This is a genomic window from Paenibacillus helianthi (assembly GCF_001909055.1).
Taxonomy (GTDB): Bacteria; Bacillota; Bacilli; order Paenibacillales; family Paenibacillaceae; genus Paenibacillus_AQ; species Paenibacillus_AQ helianthi.
The window spans coordinates 13989-31760 of sequence record NZ_LVWI01000065.1 but is presented as its reverse complement, the minus strand read 5'-3'; the positions used below and the strand labels follow the sequence as shown (position 1 = coordinate 31760).

Here is a 17772-nt window from a genome sequence, read left to right as displayed (position 1 = left end):
AAGGCAGGTGTGAAGATGTCTATCCCGGATGTATCCCTGTGTATGATCGTCAAGAATGAAGCTCAGCATCTGGAACGCTGCCTGGCTTCGGTTGCAGGATTGGTGTCGGAGATCATCATTGCCGACACGGGTTCTTCCGACAACAGCATGGAGGTGGCCCTGAGCTTCGGGGCACAGGTGATTGAAATTCCCTGGGAGGGGGATTTCGCCAAAGCCCGGAACCGGACACTGCGGCAGTCCTCCTGTTCCTGGGTTCTAGTGCTTGACGCCGACGAGGCGGCTGGCGGCTGGCGGGCCGATGTTCTGAACGAATTGCTCGGCGCAGAGCAGGTAGACGGCTATTTCCTGCCTTTTATCCATTATGTAGGAGAAGCGGATAGCGGGGACTATGTCACGGACAATGTCTGCCGGCTGTTCCGCAACGATGAACGCATTGTCTTCCAGGGGAGTATCCATGAAGAAGCTGCAAGCAGTATCTGGGCGCTGCCGGACGGAAAGATCGCCTACGCAGCAGCGCTGCCTGTCCGGCATTACGGCTATCTGGATGAGGAGCTGCGCGCAAAGAACAAAACTGCCCGTAATCTCGAATTGATCCAAACCGCACTGCAGCATGATCCGGAGAGCATTCCCCTTCAGTACGCCCTAGGGACTGAACATTACCAGCAAGGAGCGTATGAGACTGCCGCCGGACTTCTGCTTCCTTTGCTGAAGACAGCCCCTGCAGGCTCCGGCTATCTTGCCGATATTTATATGAAAACGGCTTATGCCCTGCAGGCCTGCGGACGCACTAAAGAGGCCAAAGCCGCCTATGGAGCCGGTCTCCGCCTATTTCCTGATTTCACGGATCTGCTGGAGAGTTATGCTGTTCTGCTCCTGGAAGAAGGAGAATTACAGAAGCCTTACCATCTGTTGAAAATAGCACTGCAAAGCGGAGACACCGCGCAGAAATATCCCTCCTCCTCCGGCAGCGGGACCAGCCGGACCTGCGTGGTGATGGGCCAGGTCTGTGAGCGGCTGCTCCGCTATGAGGAAGCGGCAGATTGTTGGGAGCAGGCGATAGACTATGATGCCGGCTGCGCTGCTGCTTGGGCAGAGCTTGTTCCCCTCTGTCTGCTGGCAGGAGAGGAACAGCGCCTGACTGCCTTGACCCGGCAGACCCTTCAGGCCATGCCTTCAGAACTGCTGGGCAGATGCATCCCTGCAGCACTGAATGCCCATGCCTGGGAATGGCTGCAGGTGTTGGCCGCTGCACCTCAGCTGCCGGCTTCGGTGCAAGCCATCCTGCGTGTGCTGCCGGAACTGTTCCGGCACACGCAGATGCTGGATGCAGCTGCTGCGGCTCCGCTGGAGCGGCTGCTGCGGGAAGGCCCGGAGCAGCCGTGGGTACACGGCTATCTGTGGGCCTGGGCCTGCCGCACCGGCGACGCCGCCGCTGCAGGGAAGTGGCTCGCGCGCCTGGCCCCTCTCAGGCCAGGCCTCGCGGCGGTACACCACCGGATAGGACTGGAATCCGGTGGCGGCGATCCGGCATGGCCGCAGCAGAGCCATACGGATCACTCCGGTGATCCGGCAGCGAAACTGCCAGGCCATGCGGATCATCCGGCCGGTGCAGCGGCGATCCAGCCGATAACTTTTCCCGGCCTGTCCTACGCTGCACAGCTGCTGCTTCAGGCCGGAGCCTGGAGCAGTCTGCTGACGCTATACAGGAACACGTCTCCCTCTCTGTTCCAGTGGTGCCGTCTGCCTCAGCCGCTGCTGCGCGGACTGCTGCAAGCACCTGCTCCCTTCAGGGAGCAGTGGTGCTCTATATACAGCAGTCATGCGCAGCAATACCTCGGCACAACTTGTGCAGCAGAATGGCTGCTCTATGCAGCTGTATCCGATTCCTGCGGGAGAGTGCCGCAGCTTGATCCGGCTGCAGGGAAGGCGCTGCAGCAATCGGGAAGCGCAGCAGCAGCCTTGGGCCTCAGCTATCATAAGCTGCTGCTGGCGGCAGAAGCCTTTCCCGGTAAGAATCCCCGGGGAAGCATTCCCTGGCTGCTGCTCGTCAGATCAGCTCTCCGCGACGGATTATGATGAAGTGAAATGTTTCCACTGCATTATCTGCAATAGCAATCGCCAATCCGCTGCTTCCAGCAACTTATTCGCTGCTGCACCTATTCCGGTCTTTCATGCTCCCGCCTCTCCTGCCATTCCACCAGATTGGGGTTGTCGTCCAAAATGGAGCGGTACTGCTCCAGGCTACCCCATTTCCCCTCGGGGTCCAGCTCCATGTAGCGTTCATATTTTTGCCGGAGGGCTTCAGGCGGCAGCGCCCAGCCATAGTGCTTCACGCGCAGCTCTGCGAAGAAAGCGGGCAGAACGGCGTAAGACAGCGGCAGGCGGGGGACATGATGATTCATTTGCGGTGTAAAATAATAAAATTGCGGCAGATACCGGACCAGCGTCCGGGTATGCTTGGTATGAATGTTCCAGTGCTCATCTTCACGGTAATGCGTCGTACCGCCCCAGAAGTCATACAGCCGGAACGCCACGGAATCGTACGCATCCTGATCAATCAGGCGGCGCATTTCCCGTTTGGCCTCTTCTTCATAGAATTCATCGGCATCCACGGACAGCAGCCAGTCAGGGTCCGTGGACACCGCCAGCTCCCAGAGCGTCTGCCGCAGCTCCCATTCCCGGTGGAACAGCGGGCCTTCCAGTGTCACCAGCTTTGTCACCTTGGCAAAAGAATGGCACAACCGTGCCGTGTCATCCGTGCTGGCGTCATCAACAATGACAATATCGTCCACAAAACCGCTCAGTTCCTCAAGCACTTGTTCCAAATAACGTCCGCTCTCATTCCTTACCTGCATCATGGCGGTAAGACGATTTCCGGAGGTTTTGCGCAGCGGCTTATCCTTGCTCATCATCGGCTCCCCCCTTCAATCGTCCTGCTGCTTCCTCCAGGTCGGCCATCTCAGCGAATAATGTCCGCGCCTCGCCGCCTGCACCTGCCACCCGCAGAAAGCTGCGGATCGCCGCATGTCTTCTGCCATGCAGCAGATGCATCGTACCTTCAATGACTGGTAGTTGAACGCCGCCATAGGAGGGAATTTCGGTCCCTGCCAGCAGGGCCGTGCTTGCGGGCGGCATCCCGCCACCCTGGAGCACCGCACCGCCAGGCAGCGGGATGACTCCGGCCTCGCTGCTGCTGAGCGCCGCTAGACGCTGAAGCTGCAGCGCTTTTTCCCACTGGAAGGAGGCGATGTAATTCTGCAGCAGCAGCGGCTGCGCCTCAGGGCAGGACAAGTTCTCCAGAACGCGGATCGCCTCTGCGACGTCCTCATTCACGCGGTAAAGTTCCGCCTGAAGCAGTCCGGAGTCTCCACTGTCCAGCCACCTTCTCATCTGTACAGCTGTACTTCTTTCCTCCTCGGTAAACGCAGTGATTTCGTACTGGGCAACCGCCAGCGCCAGATTGCCCTTCTTGGCCTCAATGGCCGAGAAGAAACGGTAGTGCGAGTGAAGGCAATCGGTATAGTCATGCAGCAGCATCAGTTCAAAAGATTTCGCCAAATACCGCTCGGCGGCTTCATCTCCCAACAAATATAAATAGGTGGCGGCCAAATAATGCACCGTAGGCTGATGAGGCATCTTCCCGCACATGGACACGTAGAAGTCTGCTCTTAGGCGGCGCTGAATGACAAGCCAGTCCCCTGCCCCGGAGCAGGCCGGCTGCCACAATCCGGTAAGTGCACGTGTCCAAACCTCCTCATAGTCAGACAGAAAAAACAGCCGTTCTCCCCGCCGGAGCAGCCCGCAAGACAACGGATAATCTCCGCTGAGATAGACCACCCTCGGTCTGCACAGATTTTGCTCCAGGTATAACCGTTCCGAAACCGTGCCTACCAGGTCTGCTCGGGCGGCAAGCAATGCGCTGTATTTTTCCCACATGATCTCGTTCTCGCCTTCGGGACACGGCTCCAGCAGAGCCACTGTGTAGGCTGGCTGCAGGGCCAGCACATCGGGCAGCCAGTAGGGGGAAGAGACAAGCAGTGTAAAACTCCCGCCATCCCAAGTATTCAACTCCGTCAGGGCCACCGGCCGGATTCCGCTACAGGCTTGCTGCTCAGGCGTCATCCCTCCGGCAAAGCAGATGTCTGCCCGCTCCGGCAAAAGATCCAGCAGTCTTTTATATGGATACTCTTCCCAGGAGACGCGGCTGAGAATCAAATAGTTCATAAGCATACCTCCCCGCCTGCCTGCATGTTGCTGGCATTGAGCTCAGGCGGACCGCCTATATACCCTATAGCCAGGGAAGGCCCGGGCGCAAGCAGAAGACTGTAAGGGGGCTCCCCCCTGGTGATGCGGCCCGGGACTATTCCACTCCTGTGCGCAATCCGTTCCAGTGGAAGCTTCTTCGCGGTCGGACCAGGCCATCCATGATCAGTTGCAGTCTCCTCCATTGCCGAACCCGTCCGGCTGACTACGAGGTCGGCTGAACCATGCCGGACAGCCCCGGCAATCCGCTCCACATAATGCGTGTCATAATCAGCGGAAGCAGAGAGATACACTACAATCTCGCTCCCGTATAAGGCGGAGACATTCTCCAGCGCATGAAGCCAGGATTTCTCGCCTTGAACGGCTATGACCGCATCCTGCTCCCGCACAGCAATTTCCGGGAGAGCTTCACTGCGGATGTCCCTGACCCAAACCCAGCGGATATTGCCATAACTCTGCTGCTCTTGCAGCCGCTGCAGGGATCGAAGAGACTGCCCGGAGGTAAGTATTTCATCGGAAAAGACGACTGCTGTGACGAGCGGAACCGGGGCAACCGCCGATCTTCCAAGCGGTATCCCGGGCCTTGGCAGCAAAATGGATACATCCGCAGGCACCGGAAGAATACCCGCATCTGTATCCATCTTCACTGCACTGGCATCCAGTCCCCATTTGGCCAGGTAAGCCTGCTCCCCTTCCTGCTTGCCCTCGTGATCCACTTCTAGCGGATGAAGCGAATGAACATATACGGCATCACTCAGCGCAAGCCGAATTCCCAGCTGCCGGGCCCGGAGGCACCAGTCGGCCACCATCAGCTGCCGCCGGACAAGCCCCGGATCGAACCCGCCGACCCGCAGCAGCAGTTCCCGCGTGAAGATCAGACAGGAGCCGCCCAACACTTCCACCTCATGCCAGCCGCCCTGCTGCCGTCCCAGGCTATGGCTGACATAAGCGGACAATTCCAGATCGGTGCCAAAATGCAGCTGCTCCCTCCCCTCCCCAAGTTCTGTAGAGGAGCGGGGCGCAATGACCTGGACAGCCGGAACATCGATTGAAGGCCACAGCAGGTGGCCAATCCAGCCCGGAGACACCATCACCGTATCTTCAATTAGCGCGACATAAGAGGTCCCGGCATAAGCCAGGGCTTCGTTCACCCCATCATTTCCGGATTCATAGGGAATACAGGTCACCCCCGGAAAAGCCTCCGCTAAGGGCGGCAGCGGGAAATCCCGATTCATGGCAACACCAATCAGCGTAACGGAAGCACCGGAATGCTGATGAAGAAGATTCAGGCATTCCGCAGCCCACCCGGCATGACGCAGCAGGACCACCAGAGTTACGCCGTCTTTCACCGGTAGTGGAAGCAGTCCTTCCTGCTCCAAGTACCTATATCTGCCCGCCAGACGTTCTATGCTGGCAGAATAATCAGATTCATATGACATCAGGGCTCACTCTCCATTTAGGTAAAAATGATGCTGCCTACAGTGTATGAGCCAAATATCTGGTATATCCCTCACATTTAAGATAAACTTTCAGGCGGAACGAATCCGGAGTGATTTCATGGACTGTCCATACCGGAGCTGCTGCCTGTCTCGTCTCCCGCAGGATTGGTATTCGGTGTACCGGAATTCTTAGAATCGTCCATTCCGCCTGTGGAACTGTTATTTCCCGCGTTGCCTCCGCTTGGAACCGATGGCCCTGTGTGGCTCCCGCCTGTGGGAGGAGCGGGGATGGCAATTCCAGGCGCGTTGCTGCCATTCTCTCCGACAGGCTGACCCTGGTTATCGTAGTAGTACATCGGGACATCGCCCACCACCATCAGATAGGAAACGGGAATTTCCGTATCCACAACCTGCGGTTCTACATCGAACGGGATAATGACTGCCACTTCTGTGACGATATGAATATAGACTTCGACCAGAATCATATTGATTCCGGCATCCTGCTGCCGGGTGTTCAGCTCCACCTTCACCGCACCTTGCGGTTCAATCTTGACCGGCACATTCGGACCGTAGGAGGCAATCAGCGAGCTTCCCAATGCCTGGCCTAGCGGAATATGCTCTGTCTGATTGTGCAGCTCCTTCAACGTGGATTGTATCACCTCTGCCGCCTGTGAGGTAATGCGCATATGCTCCTTATAATTAAGCATAAAGCCTGATATTTTACCGTTCTTGTCCGTTTTCCAGTCAATCAGTGCTTCGGCGTTTCCCTTGTCGGCCACTTGAGAGGTGATCGCCTTATTAATCGATTCCGTGGCAATCTGCTTCACACGGATTTGCGCCAAATGAAGAATAGGCGGCCGTAAATTCTTTTCCACATAACGCAGGCTCTGCATGACCGACAGAATAAGCACCAGACTGAAAATAATCCAGAATCTGCCCCGATTACGCGGTTTCTGACTCGGTCCCTTCGACACAGAGGCCGTATTCCCCCTCTCCATCCGGCCCGGCAGACGGAGAAGAATTCTGCGCTTCGGCTTTCCATACCGTCCCCCTTGAACGGACAGCCGGCCGCCCGCTTTGGAGGGCTTGGCCCGGAATGCCGGACTTGCGCCTGCAAATCTTGGGATGCCATCCTTCGTTGGCCTGGCCTTGAACGCCGGGCTCCGTCCCGCGGCTCTCGGAATGCCGTCCCAGCTGAGCTTGGGTAGCCGCAGCCGCCGCAAACCCGGGACTCTTGCGCTTCGGCTCCCCCATTTTTTAATTCTGCCCATCCCCTCTGTCCCTCCCCGCCTTCCCGGAGGTCAAGCTGCCTCCGGTTACTATAGGCTATTCGGGAACGGTAAAAAAAAGAAGAATGTTCCCCCGGGTACATTCCCGTAAGAAACATTCCTCATTATTTTACCACAATCGCTATTCCATCCGGCTCCGCCTATCCTCCTGCAGATGTCCCCAGTGGCGGCGGATAAAGATAGCAATAAGAACAACGACAAATACCCCATACCAGGTCAAGAACCTGTTCCATTCCTCTCTTGGTACAACAAGTGTTGAACTGATCGTTCCGAACAGCCAGATATAAGAAAGATTGCCAAGAACCGTCCCCCAGATAAAAGCCGGTACCTTAATCGGCGACACGGCCGACATGAAGTTAATAATATTGCTGGGTACGACCGGGACCGTCCGCAGCAGCACCAGTGTCCAAATACCATAGCGGTCCAGGTAGCGCTGCCACTTGTCATACCGCTTCAGCTTGGAGCGCCATTTCCGGTCGAACCAGTTGAAGAGAAACCGCCGAAAGAGGAAGTAGGTGAGGATTGCCCCCAAATTGCAGGCCAGCCAACTGATGACCATTCCTCCGATTACATTAAATACAGACACATGAAGGACAATAAGGATCGCCAGGGGGAAAAATCCGAACAGACTCTGCAATATGGCTAGTGGAATGGTGACGAACAGGATATACGGTCCGCTGAGTCCGAGTGATTGCAGCAGCCAATCGATCCAGGCATTAATGGTCTCCGTCATGGAGCGGCCTCCTTTCTTGCATCCTTGGACCAGCGCGAATCATATAAATTCTTGTATTTCAAGAAAAACACCCCTTACGGGGTGTCTAATAAATGAATCTGATTAGTGCATGTAATATGAATGGAACAGAATTTTAGCGTACAAGTTACAAATTTGTAGCCTTATGTTCCATACATCATAGCATACATTTTTAGCTGCTGCAAAATTCCGAAGATTCAAAAGAACAGTTATTCGATGCCGGCTATCCAGCTGTTTACTTGATTCTCATGCTCCGAAACCCAGACCTTCGCCGCGTCCTCGGGTGACATGCCTCCCTGGATATCCACCATTACCTGTGCCATATCCTCAGCTGTCCATTGGAACTGATCCAAGAACCGATAGACTGCCGGCATGTCCTCCTTCAGGCCTTTGCGGACCATGGTGTGGATCTGCTCAGCTCCGCCATAGATGCCTAGTCAAAATTGAAGAAGCGATTAAATACTACCGCTGGCTGCTGAAGCTGATTGAAGCACTGGAAACCGGCAAAATTTTCGAACTGATTCCTAAAGAATCTTAGGGCATTCTGCATCATTCCCCTCATCTCCACACAACAAAACAGCCGAGATCCTGAATCACAGGACTTCGGCTGTTTGACGTTTAAATAGAATACTTATGCCCCTTACGGAGCCTCTGCCAACCTTACATTATCAATGAAAATATGATGGCCTGCCTGTATCGCGCTGTTGGTGCTGTCACTGTTGCCTGCTATCAGACCCATGAGGAAGACCAGATGCGCTCCGGCATCCGTGCCGCCCGCCATGGTGAAAGTGTAGCTGTAAGTGCTCATGCTGCCCGTCAATGCGACAGCTTTTGCCGGTAAATATTTCGTGAAATCCCCGCCCTTATGCTCCACAGCAACTTCAATCAAACGGTCCACATCGGAGCGGGCTTCAAAACTCAGCGTATACGTCTTGCCCTGCACCAGCTTCAAATTGGCATAATCCACCTGTGCACTGTAATTGGCTGTTCCCGTACCCGTCAGCGCGACAGACAGTTCTCCGTTCACCGCAGCAGCAGATCCAGTGCCATCGAAGTATTGCGTCCATCCGGTGAGGCCTTTTGCCGCATCGAAGACTCCATTATCCAGCGTACCGCTGGCCGGTTCCACAGGAGCACCACCCCCGCCTTCCACTTCTGTAACCCTGATGTCGTCAAAGGAGAGCGTATGCGGCGTGCTATTCGCCGTCTTGTTGTCGCCCATGGCCGCACCGATCAGGTAATTCAGCTTCAGCGGACTATTGTTATCTACGGTAAATTGTGCGCTGTAGGTCGCCCAGGTCGCGGTAACCTCGAACTTCGCCTGCGACGCTGCAGCAGAGGTGCCGCTGTACTCCACGATAATCTGTCTGGGAACGGTCGACTTGGCTTTGAAGCTCAGCTCATAGGTCTTACCAGCCTGGAGTGGAATGCCCTCCTGGAAAAACTGCGTATGCCAGGCGGCCGTTCCGGCAACAGAAATCCCTATCTCCGCAACACCCTCATTGACGTTAAACGAAGATACCCCGCCTTCTCCCGACCAGGTAGACCATCCGCTTTTACCGCTGGCAAATGAACCGTTAACGACCAGATTGTTGTCATTCGCCAGAATAGTCTGGGATACGGCAGCACTGACATAGCCTTCAGCTTCCACCGAAATGATATAGCTGCCTTCAGCCGGGAAAGCAGCTGCGGCTATCGTAATTTTGCCTGCTTCTACGGTGTACTGCCCCACCGCAAGCGCAGTGCCGTTCACCTTCACCGTCTTGATGCTGCTCCGCCAGGCTGCATTCTCAGTGAAAGTCAGTTCTACCGGCTGGGATACCCGATTATTCGTACTGTCACCGAGCAGCTCCTGCGGCTTGGCCGGCGCATTCTTGATCTCCAATTTCACATTGTCGATCATAATCTCATGCGCCTGTGCAACACTCACACCATCCACCTTGCCCAGCAGGAATTTCAGCGACAGGGTGTCGTTGATCCCTTGGCGGAATTCGAATCTGTAATGAGCGGTATCCGGTGTAATCTTCACGATCTGGGCAAAAGAAGGCTGAATCGAAGCATTCTCCGCTCTGATACTAATTTGCCGGGCAACACTTGAACTTGCATCGAATTCAAGGACGTAATCCTGACCGCTGGCAACCTTCAGCCCATTCTGGAACAGCATTACCGAATAGGGCTGGCTTCCGGTATTGGTAATCTGAAATGTGGCTGCCCCTTTCGTAACCGCAGCGGTGCTTGCTCCGCCCTGCTCCGTCAGCAGCCGCTCCCAGCTGTTAAAGCCAAAGCTGAAATCCCCGTTCACCAGCGGGTAATAAACCAGCGAAGGATCATAGTAGAAGCTGGTCCGCACCAGCAGGAAGTTATCCAGCTGGATGGTGCCCGCGGCTCCGCCAAGATGGAGTACAAATTGTCCCAGCGTATCGGTTGCTCCCGCGAGATCAGGGAATACAGCCTCCACCTGCTGGGCTCCCTTCTTCAGAGGGATTGTCTTAGAAGCGTAGACCGTGCCATCTCTGCCCTGCAGCTCAATTACTGCAGTACGCGGGGAAGGCACATCCGCGTCAAAGGTAAGCTTATAATCCTGATCCTGCACCAGGAATATCCCTTTCTGCAACAGACGGACATCGGAGTCCCCACTGCCAGAACCGCTGATCTGCAGGTTTAAGCGGCCTGCATCGTCCACCTTCGGGCTGACCGCTGCTCCTCCGGAGGCTTCGGCATGCCAGTAGCTGAGCCGGTTCGGCTCGCCCAGATCAAAGGTGCCGTTGTACAGATGGTTGCCGCTGCCCAGCGGCGTTTTCGCCCGGTCATGATCGAATGGAATACTGTCGATCTCTTCGAGACGCGCGTTGCCGAACCATACCGGAGAAGCATTTGTACCCAAGTTGAATTCTACCCGGGCGGCAATGTCGGAGTTCTCCTTCATCTGGAACATGGTTTCGAAATGCTTCAGCGATGAAGTCAGCTCGGCCTTAAGTGACGGTGAATAGGCCTGATAACCACGGGACTGCCCGCCCGTCAGCCGGACGCTGATATTCCGCGAAGTATCCGTCTTCGCGTCGAAGCTGAGCTTGTAGGTTCTTCCCTTGGCCAGCGACACTATGGCCTGTGGCTGAATGGAGTAGGAGTTGCCCCCAGGGCTGGTTATATTCACCTTAAGGTAATTCTGCCCGCCAATCGGATCAAGCGATACCGCCGCTTCCGCTCCGGCTTCCTTATACAGCACCCAATGGGCGGTATTCGGGATGCCCATTCCGGCATCGCCCCCCGTCTGCTCGGTGAAGCCGTTGTTATGAATCAGGTTGCCATCTGCAAGCGGCGGCAGTGAACCTTCAAGATACGGCTCCTTCGCAATCGTAACGGGTACCGGCTCGCGGTAAGGGCGGCCTGTCAACTCGTAGACTCTGACGTAATCGATTTCCATGGTCTGCGGAAATACCGTCTCCGCTGTAGGGTTGCCGTCGAAATTCCCACCCACCGCCAGGTTCATCAGCAGATGAAACTCCTGGTTGAACGGTGCCGGATAAGCGTTGTTCGTCGGCTGGCCGTTACTTAGGCTATACCAGTCATTTTTGGTGGAATACAGTACGCCGTCCACATACCAGCGGATTTCCCCCGGCTCCCATTCCATGGAATAGGTGTGGAACTGCTCTATCGTTGAGTTGCCCGGCAATACATATTCCTTGCCTGAATATACATTGTCAGGCCACTGGGCACCGTAATGGATCGTACCCGCAACCGTGCCTGGACGGCTGCCCCAGCTTTCCATAATATCGATTTCTCCGGAGGCCGCCCATGAACCGTAGACATAGTTCGCCGGCAGCATCCAGATCGCCGGCCAGTAGCCTTTGCCTACAGGCGCTTTAGCCCGGATTTCGAATTTACCGTATTTCTTGCTGAACAAATTCTTCGTTTTGATCCGGGAGGAGGTGTATTCCTTGCCTCCCTGTGCTTCTTTACGGGCGGTAATGATCAGCTTTCCGTCCGCTTCCTTCACATTTTTCGCTTCATTGGTGTACCATTCCAACTCATTGTTGCCCCAGCCCGGATTGCCGACTGCCGTGCCGTCCCCGAGGTCATAGGTCCACTTCGCCGGGTCTATGGTATTGTCGTTGAACTCGTCATTCCACACCAGCGTCCAAGGATCGGCCGCAGGAGTTGGAGTTGGCTTAGCCGTTGGTGTGGCTGTCGCGGTCGGCTTAGCCGTTGCGGCCGGTGTAGCCGTTGCGGTTGGCGTGACCGTGCCGGATGAGCCGGCCGGCACCTGGGTCGCGGCTGGCGTTACGGTGACTGCACCGCTGCTGCCCTGCTTCAGCGGAACGCCGCCGGCGGTGACGCCTTCAGCGTTGTTCAGGACAGCGCCGAAGGTGCCGCTGCCCTGAAGGGAAGTGCCCTTGGCAGTCGCGGCAAGCAGCAGCTCTGCGACCCGGGCATCATCTGCCAGCATAACCTGGCTCGGACTGCCCAGGGTTAGCTTGCTTACCTTGCCGGAGAGCATCAGTCTAAGGCCGCCATTAACTGATCCTGCTGTGGAGACAGCAGAGAAGCTGCCTTTTAACGCTGCTGCCTTAACACCGTTTAAGATTTCCACATCCGTGAATCCCGCTCCTGTTAATCCATTCTCCTCAAGCGTAGCTCCCGAGTTCAGCTGCACCGTTCCAACCGAGGTGGTGCCACTGGCATAAATGCGGATTTTTCCATCAGGCTTGGCAGCCTGCACTCTGCCTATCTCACTGTTCTGGAGACCCACGCTGTGCTCACCGCCGCCGCGGATAAAGGTTGTGCCCGTCACTTTTACCCTTTCAAGCAAGGCATTCCCTTCACCAATTCCCTCCGTGAGGTAGAGATTCCCCTCAATCACGGTGTCTTTCAGTGTGATCCCGGCTTGGTTCAGCACTACATTTCCTTGCACCTTTCCAAGTGTGGCTTCCCCTTTCGAGCGCAGCAGCCCCGGCACCATCCGATCTGCAAGGACTGCGAGCTCCGCACGGGATATTCTCCCCTCCGGCTTGAACAAGCTGCCCGGATAGCCCTTAATATATCCCGCGGCCGCAAGTGCCGCTGCTGCTTCCCCTACCTCGCTGTCCACTCCGGTCAAATCGGTGTAAGCCGTTTGCCCTCCCGCTTCCAGCTTGAAAATCTTCTGCAAAGCCACGGCCGCCTCGGCACGCGTTAACGGAGCTGCGGGTGTCAGATGATTGTCCTTGCCCGTGCTTAAATAGCCTGCCGCGATGCCTTTGGCAATATCGCTCCTGTACCATGCAGATGCAGGTACATCAGCAGGGAGGGTGGCAGCTTCCACGGTGTAGTTAAAGATGCGGTTGATCATCACGGCAAATTCCGCTTTCGTCACCGGAGCATTGGGCCGGAACGTGCCGTCCCCATAGCCGCTGACAACTCCATTCCCGCTCCAGCGCTGAACCCCACGGGCTGCCCAGCTATCTGCCGGCACATCAGTAAACGCTTTCAATACAGCGTAGCCGGATGGATTCCCCTCCGCTGCCGTTACGCTGTTTGTCTGCAAAGCTGAATCATTCTCTGCCGTCTGACCGGAGGCAGCTTCTGCGCGGCCCCCTCCGCTGCCCAGCGGTGACAAAAGCCCTGAGGCCAGAACCATGGCAGCAAGCAGACCGGATACCTTTTTCTTCATCCTGTTCATTCCCTCCCGAAGTCCTATTGTTCATTCCCGCGTAAAATCGAAATCGGTTTCGAAAATATCTGCGCCAACACCCTCTAATTCGTGCAACCCATGCCCGTCCGCGCACTTCTCATACAATATCCGTTTGACTTGCTACGGCAAGTTGAATAGACTTAAATTCATGAATAAGCGCGGCGTAGCAGTCTTTTGGACTGAATGCACGGATAAGTGGAGGTTGGATTTCCATGCAAATGAATATTAAAAAAATCGCTGAAATGGCGGGTGTCTCCGTCTCTACCGTTTCGAAAATCATGAATAATTATAGCGATGTTTCCGAAAAAACAAAAAAGAGGGTCATGGAAATTATCGAGCAGACCGGATACTCCCCCTCCAACTCCGCCAAGACACTTGCCACCAAGAAGTCCAGCCTGATCGGGGTTATTTTTGCCGGTGAGCTTAATGTTGAATTTACGCATCCATTTTTTGTGGAGGTGCTGAATTCCTTCAAGAAGCAGATGGGTGTGCTGGGCTACGATCTGATCTTCTTCTCCAACGAGAAGTTCATTAGCAGCGGAGATTATTACTCCCGTTGTCTGCATTTTAATGTCGACGGCTGCGTCATTATCTCCGGGCAAAAGATGGAGCCGGCGATCCGCGATCTCGATAGGAGCAGCATCCCCTGCATCGGCGTAGACCTGGAGCTGACAGGCACAAAGTCCGGATTTGTGATGTCGGACAATTTCCAGATCGCCTCCAAGGTGGTGGAGCACTTCTATCTGCTCGGGCACAGAGAGCTTGGGTTCATCGGAAGTACGGCGGACTCGGAGATCTCCAACCAGCGGGAAGCCGGATACGTAAAAGCGATTGAAAGCTTCGGCCTGACCCTGAACCGCAAGTGGTTCGTGCATGGGGACGACTTCTTCGAATCCAGCGGCTACGCGGCGATGCAGCAGCTGCTGAAGACCGGAAGCTTGCCAAAAGCGGTCTTCGCCGCCTCCGATCTGCTCGCCCTGGGTGCGGTCCGGGCCTTGAAGGAACAGGGGCTGCGGATCCCCGAGGATGTGGCCATCATCGGCTGCGATGACATCGAAGCGTGCAAATACACCAGCCCCACACTGACCACCATCCGCCAGAACAAAGAACGCCTCGGTGTACTCGCGGCACATATGCTCTTCGACCTCATCAACAATCAGTCGGACGGCGGTTCCTTTGTCGTCGAACCGGCGCTGATCGTCCGCGAATCCTGCGGCAGCCGTTTGACCGGTTAACCCGAAAGCAGGCTTGCCGCGAGCTGGTGAACCCTTGACGTCAGCTTTCTATTAACGGTGAGCCTCACCAGCATACTCGCTTTCCTTTGAAGGCCCTTAAGTATCCAAGCAGCTAAAGTACTTATGCAGCACCCTCACACTATCATCATCAGCAACGTCAGCTACCCATGGCGATCTTAGCAATCTGTAACAACCTTACAGTACTCTCAGCAGTCCTCCCTCCGGCGAAACTTTTACTTTTTTAAGCAGACAACACTATTCGAAAACACTTTCGATAATATAATCCCTTATTTGTTGTAAGGGTTCAAGGCACTGTTTTTCTGGTTTTGGGCGTCATTTTTCGGTTAGAGAGGGGTGGGAGGTGAGACCTCGGGGGCCAGTGCCAGCTTCACCAATTGCCCGGCATGCGTTAACCCCGCACCAAAGCCATACAGCAGAATCTGCTGGCCGTTCACGACCTTAGCCTCGCGGATACCAAGATCCAGGGCAAGCGGAATGCTGGCGGCTGAAGTATTCCCGAAATATTCAAGACTGTATAATGCCTGCTCAAAAGGATAATTCAACCGCTCACAGATCGGTTCAATCATCCGCAAATTGGCGCTGTGCGGAATGAACCAGTCCACCTGGTCCAGGCTGATTCCGGCATGGTTCAGCACCTGCTGCACACCCTGAGGCACGGTACGTACCGCCCAGCGGAACACTTCACGGCCATTTTGCACCAGCTTGCCAGTATCTATAAGATCTATCTCATTCACCCTGTGCGACAGGCCTGTGCGGTATACATGATGCGCCCCGCTGCCGTCACTGCCCAGATGGAATCCGGCGAAGCCATCCATTTGTTCATCGCTCTCCACCAGCACAGCCCCAGCCCCGTCACCAAAGAGGATACAGGTGCTCCGGTCGGTATAGTCTGTAATTTTAGATAACGCATCCGCCCCAAGAACCAGCACCTTGCGGTGCAGACCAGAAGCCACGTAGGCATGTGCCGTATGCAGCGCATAGACAAATCCCGCGCAGGCAGCACTCATGTCCATTGCTCCGGCTGTAGGCTGAATCCCCAGACGGTTCTGCAGAATGGATGCAACCGAAGGAAAAGGGAAATCAGGCGTGCTTGTGGCCACGAGAATCATATCAACATCCTGCACGCTTTTACCGTAACGTTTCATCAGATCCAGCACAGCGGCTGCACATAAATCACTGGTGTATTCATCCTCACGGCTAATTCGGCGTTCACGGATTCCGGTCCGCTGGACAATCCACTCATTATCGGTATCCACGATCTGCTCCAGATCGCTATTCGTAAGTCTCCGGGCCGGAACGTAAGCTCCGATTGCGGTAATTTTGGCACCTTTCAAAAGTATCACCCCATAGTTTAGTATCTGATCTTAGTACTTGGTACTAATTATAGCCTCAAGCGTTCTATATTGCAAAACGTTTTCCCGAACAAACCCGGCAAAAGCAAACCTTCTATTATCTATTACCTTTCCCCTTCAAACTTAAGCAGCAAAAAAAAACCGCAGCCCCAAACGGGCCACGGTTCCTTATCAATACTTTTCACTTAACTGTTGACCGGCTCAACTGTAACCCGCTCGATCAGCTTTTCTGGTTTGACGGTGTTTTTGGACCGGCAGTTCATAAGTTCGACCTCTTCTCCGTTCTCAATGTAGAAAGCGGGGCCTTCGTGATTCTCAACCGTCACCTGGTGGAATTGCACATCCCGTACATATCCCAGATAAAAGCCCCGGCCCTTCATCGGCTCAAGCCCTGTCATCATATCCGGAGCTCCGGGGACCGCATTCTTCGCCATTGAGATATCCACATTCGTGAATGTAATCTCCGAGACATGCTGCTCCGCAAGTCCATACAGAAATCCCGCAGCAGCATGGACATTCTTGGCTGTAATATTGGCATAATGAATCCGGCGAAAACAAGGCGTTTCAGCGGTAACGGAATAGGGATTTTTGTCCCAGACGTATTTCTCCTTGCCGCGTGGTCCGCAGAAATAATACAGATTGAGCGTAAAAGGGCAAATAACGTCCTCCATCACAATATTGCTGATACGGATATCTTCAATAATCCCGCCTCGGCCGCGTCTGGATTTCATGCGGATTCCACGGTCGGTCTGCTTGAACACACAGTTGCTGATTGTCACATTGCGGATGTCGCCGCTCATCTCACTGCCGAGCACAACCGCTCCATGTCCATGGACCATCGTGCAGTTGGTGATGGTGATGTTCTCGCAGGGAATACGCTCCAGTGTGTCTTCGGTCCCCGCTTTGATCGCGATGCAGTCATCGCCCACATCAATGTGACAGTTGCTGATATGAACACCCGAGCAGGATTCGGGGTTGATTCCATCCGTATTCGGCGAGTCTGCCGGGTTCAGGATGGATACATTGTCAATCGTCACATTGCTGCAGCCGATAGGATTCACTGTCCAGCTCGGTGAATTCATCAGCGACACATCCTTGATGGTAACCCGCCGGCAACCGCTGAGACCGATCAACGTCGGGCGCGGATGCTCAAGCTGCTCCGGATGATTCCTGTGCTTCTCCCACCACGGAGTACCGTTGCCGTTAATGGTACCGCTACCGGTAATGGAGATGTTGACCAAATCCTTACCGAAGATGCAGGGGGAATGCACCTCCCGCTTCACACCCTCCCATCTAGACTCCACTGCCGGAAAGTCCTGCGGAAGGGTGCTGAATGACAGCACTGCCCCCGGACTTAAGTGCAATTCAATATTACTGCGGAGCTGGATTGCCCCGGTCAAAAAAGTCCCCGCCGGGATATACACCGTCCCTCCACCCGCCTCACCCGCCGCTGCAACCGCAGCCGCAATCGCGCTTGTGGCGGGTTCGCCAGTGTCCCGCAGGGCTCCATAATCGACAATATTAAACACCCGCTACACTCCTTCCATGAAATTAACGGAATTTCCTCCGTGGGTTCACCTCTGATGGGCCCGTTCCGGGCCAGGTGGACGGAACCAGAGGTATTTCTACCTCTGATGGGGCCGTTCCGAGCCAGATGGACGAAACCAGAGGTATTTCTACCTCTGATGGGGCCGTTCCGAGCCAGATGGACGAAACCAGAGGTATTTCTACCTCTGATGGGGCCGTTCCGA

The 17772-nt window shown here is 55.1% G+C and carries 11 protein-coding genes; 2 read left to right on the top strand and 9 right to left on the bottom strand.

The features are described from left to right. The first annotated feature begins 15 nt into the window (after window positions 1-15). A complete protein-coding gene (locus tag A3844_RS23880) occupies window positions 16-2076 on the top strand; it encodes a tetratricopeptide repeat-containing glycosyltransferase family 2 protein (protein ID WP_074108669.1) in 2061 nt (686 codons plus the stop codon). Between the two features lie 80 nt (window positions 2077-2156). On the opposite strand, the gene A3844_RS23875 is transcribed toward A3844_RS23880, so the two are convergent. The 7 genes from A3844_RS23875 to A3844_RS23840 all read right to left on the bottom strand — a co-directional run bounded on the left by A3844_RS23875 (window position 2157) and on the right by A3844_RS23840 (window position 13392). Continuing rightward, window positions 2157-2912, bottom strand: coding sequence for a glycosyltransferase (locus A3844_RS23875; protein ID WP_074103130.1), 756 nt, complete (start codon window positions 2910-2912; stop codon window positions 2157-2159). After that, complete coding sequence (locus A3844_RS23870; RefSeq protein ID WP_074083792.1) at window positions 2896-4224, bottom strand: hypothetical protein; 1329 nt, start codon at window positions 4222-4224, stop codon at window positions 2896-2898. The genes A3844_RS23875 and A3844_RS23870 overlap by 17 nt, the downstream gene beginning before the upstream one ends. Further along, window positions 4221-5702 carry a glycosyltransferase family protein gene (locus tag A3844_RS23865; RefSeq protein ID WP_074108668.1) on the bottom strand — a complete coding sequence of 494 codons (1482 nt, stop codon included), beginning with the start codon at window positions 5700-5702 and terminating at the stop codon, window positions 4221-4223. Before A3844_RS23865 ends, A3844_RS23870 begins: the two co-directional genes overlap by 4 nt. A 116-nt stretch (window positions 5703-5818) precedes the next feature. Next, window positions 5819-6973 carry a sporulation protein YunB gene (yunB, locus tag A3844_RS23860; protein ID WP_425270622.1) on the bottom strand — a complete coding sequence of 385 codons (1155 nt, stop codon included), beginning with the start codon at window positions 6971-6973 and terminating at the stop codon, window positions 5819-5821. Window positions 6974-7112: 139 nt separating this feature from the next. Further along, a complete protein-coding gene (locus tag A3844_RS23855; protein WP_074103127.1) occupies window positions 7113-7724 on the bottom strand; it encodes a TVP38/TMEM64 family protein in 612 nt (203 codons plus the stop codon). Between the two features lie 227 nt (window positions 7725-7951). Then, entirely contained in the window at window positions 7952-8173 is a 222-nt protein-coding gene (locus A3844_RS23850; protein WP_371916023.1) for a glycine betaine ABC transporter substrate-binding protein, read from the bottom strand. Between the two features lie 209 nt (window positions 8174-8382). After that, a complete protein-coding gene (locus A3844_RS23840) occupies window positions 8383-13392 on the bottom strand; it encodes a carbohydrate binding domain-containing protein (protein ID WP_074108667.1) in 5010 nt (1669 codons plus the stop codon). A 239-nt stretch (window positions 13393-13631) separates the two neighbouring features. Between A3844_RS23840 and A3844_RS23835 the strand changes: the two genes are divergently transcribed. Continuing rightward, on the top strand, window positions 13632-14648 hold the full coding sequence (locus A3844_RS23835) for a LacI family DNA-binding transcriptional regulator (protein ID WP_074083869.1): 1017 nt from the start codon (window positions 13632-13634) through the stop codon (window positions 14646-14648). Window positions 14649-14992: 344 nt separating this feature from the next. On the opposite strand, the gene A3844_RS23830 is transcribed toward A3844_RS23835, so the two are convergent. Together A3844_RS23830 and A3844_RS23825 are read right to left on the bottom strand one after the other, a co-directional pair. After that, a complete protein-coding gene (locus A3844_RS23830; protein WP_083606993.1) occupies window positions 14993-16003 on the bottom strand; it encodes a ketoacyl-ACP synthase III in 1011 nt (336 codons plus the stop codon). Window positions 16004-16206: 203 nt separating this feature from the next. Beyond that, window positions 16207-17550 carry a glycoside hydrolase family 28 protein gene (locus A3844_RS23825; RefSeq protein ID WP_074108666.1) on the bottom strand — a complete coding sequence of 448 codons (1344 nt, stop codon included), beginning with the start codon at window positions 17548-17550 and terminating at the stop codon, window positions 16207-16209. Between the last annotated feature and the right edge of the window lie 222 nt (window positions 17551-17772).

Bases quoted from the DNA above. Each gene is read 5' to 3' on its own strand.
- A3844_RS23840 (WP_074108667.1), bottom strand. From the start codon at position 13,392: ATGAAGAAAAAGGTATCCGGTCTGCTTGCTGCCATGGTTCTGGCCTCA.
- A3844_RS23835 (WP_074083869.1), top strand. From the start codon at position 13,632: ATGAATATTAAAAAAATCGCTGAAATGGCGGGTGTCTCCGTCTCTACC.
- A3844_RS23870 (WP_074083792.1), bottom strand. From the start codon at position 4,224: ATGAACTATTTGATTCTCAGCCGCGTCTCCTGGGAAGAGTATCCATAT.
- yunB (WP_425270622.1), bottom strand. From the start codon at position 6,973: ATGGGCAGAATTAAAAAATGGGGGAGCCGAAGCGCAAGAGTCCCGGGT.
- A3844_RS23875 (WP_074103130.1), bottom strand. From the start codon at position 2,912: ATGATGAGCAAGGATAAGCCGCTGCGCAAAACCTCCGGAAATCGTCTT.
- A3844_RS23865 (WP_074108668.1), bottom strand. From the start codon at position 5,702: ATGTCATATGAATCTGATTATTCTGCCAGCATAGAACGTCTGGCGGGC.
- A3844_RS23880 (WP_074108669.1), top strand. From the start codon at position 16: ATGTCTATCCCGGATGTATCCCTGTGTATGATCGTCAAGAATGAAGCT.
- A3844_RS23855 (WP_074103127.1), bottom strand. From the start codon at position 7,724: ATGACGGAGACCATTAATGCCTGGATCGATTGGCTGCTGCAATCACTC.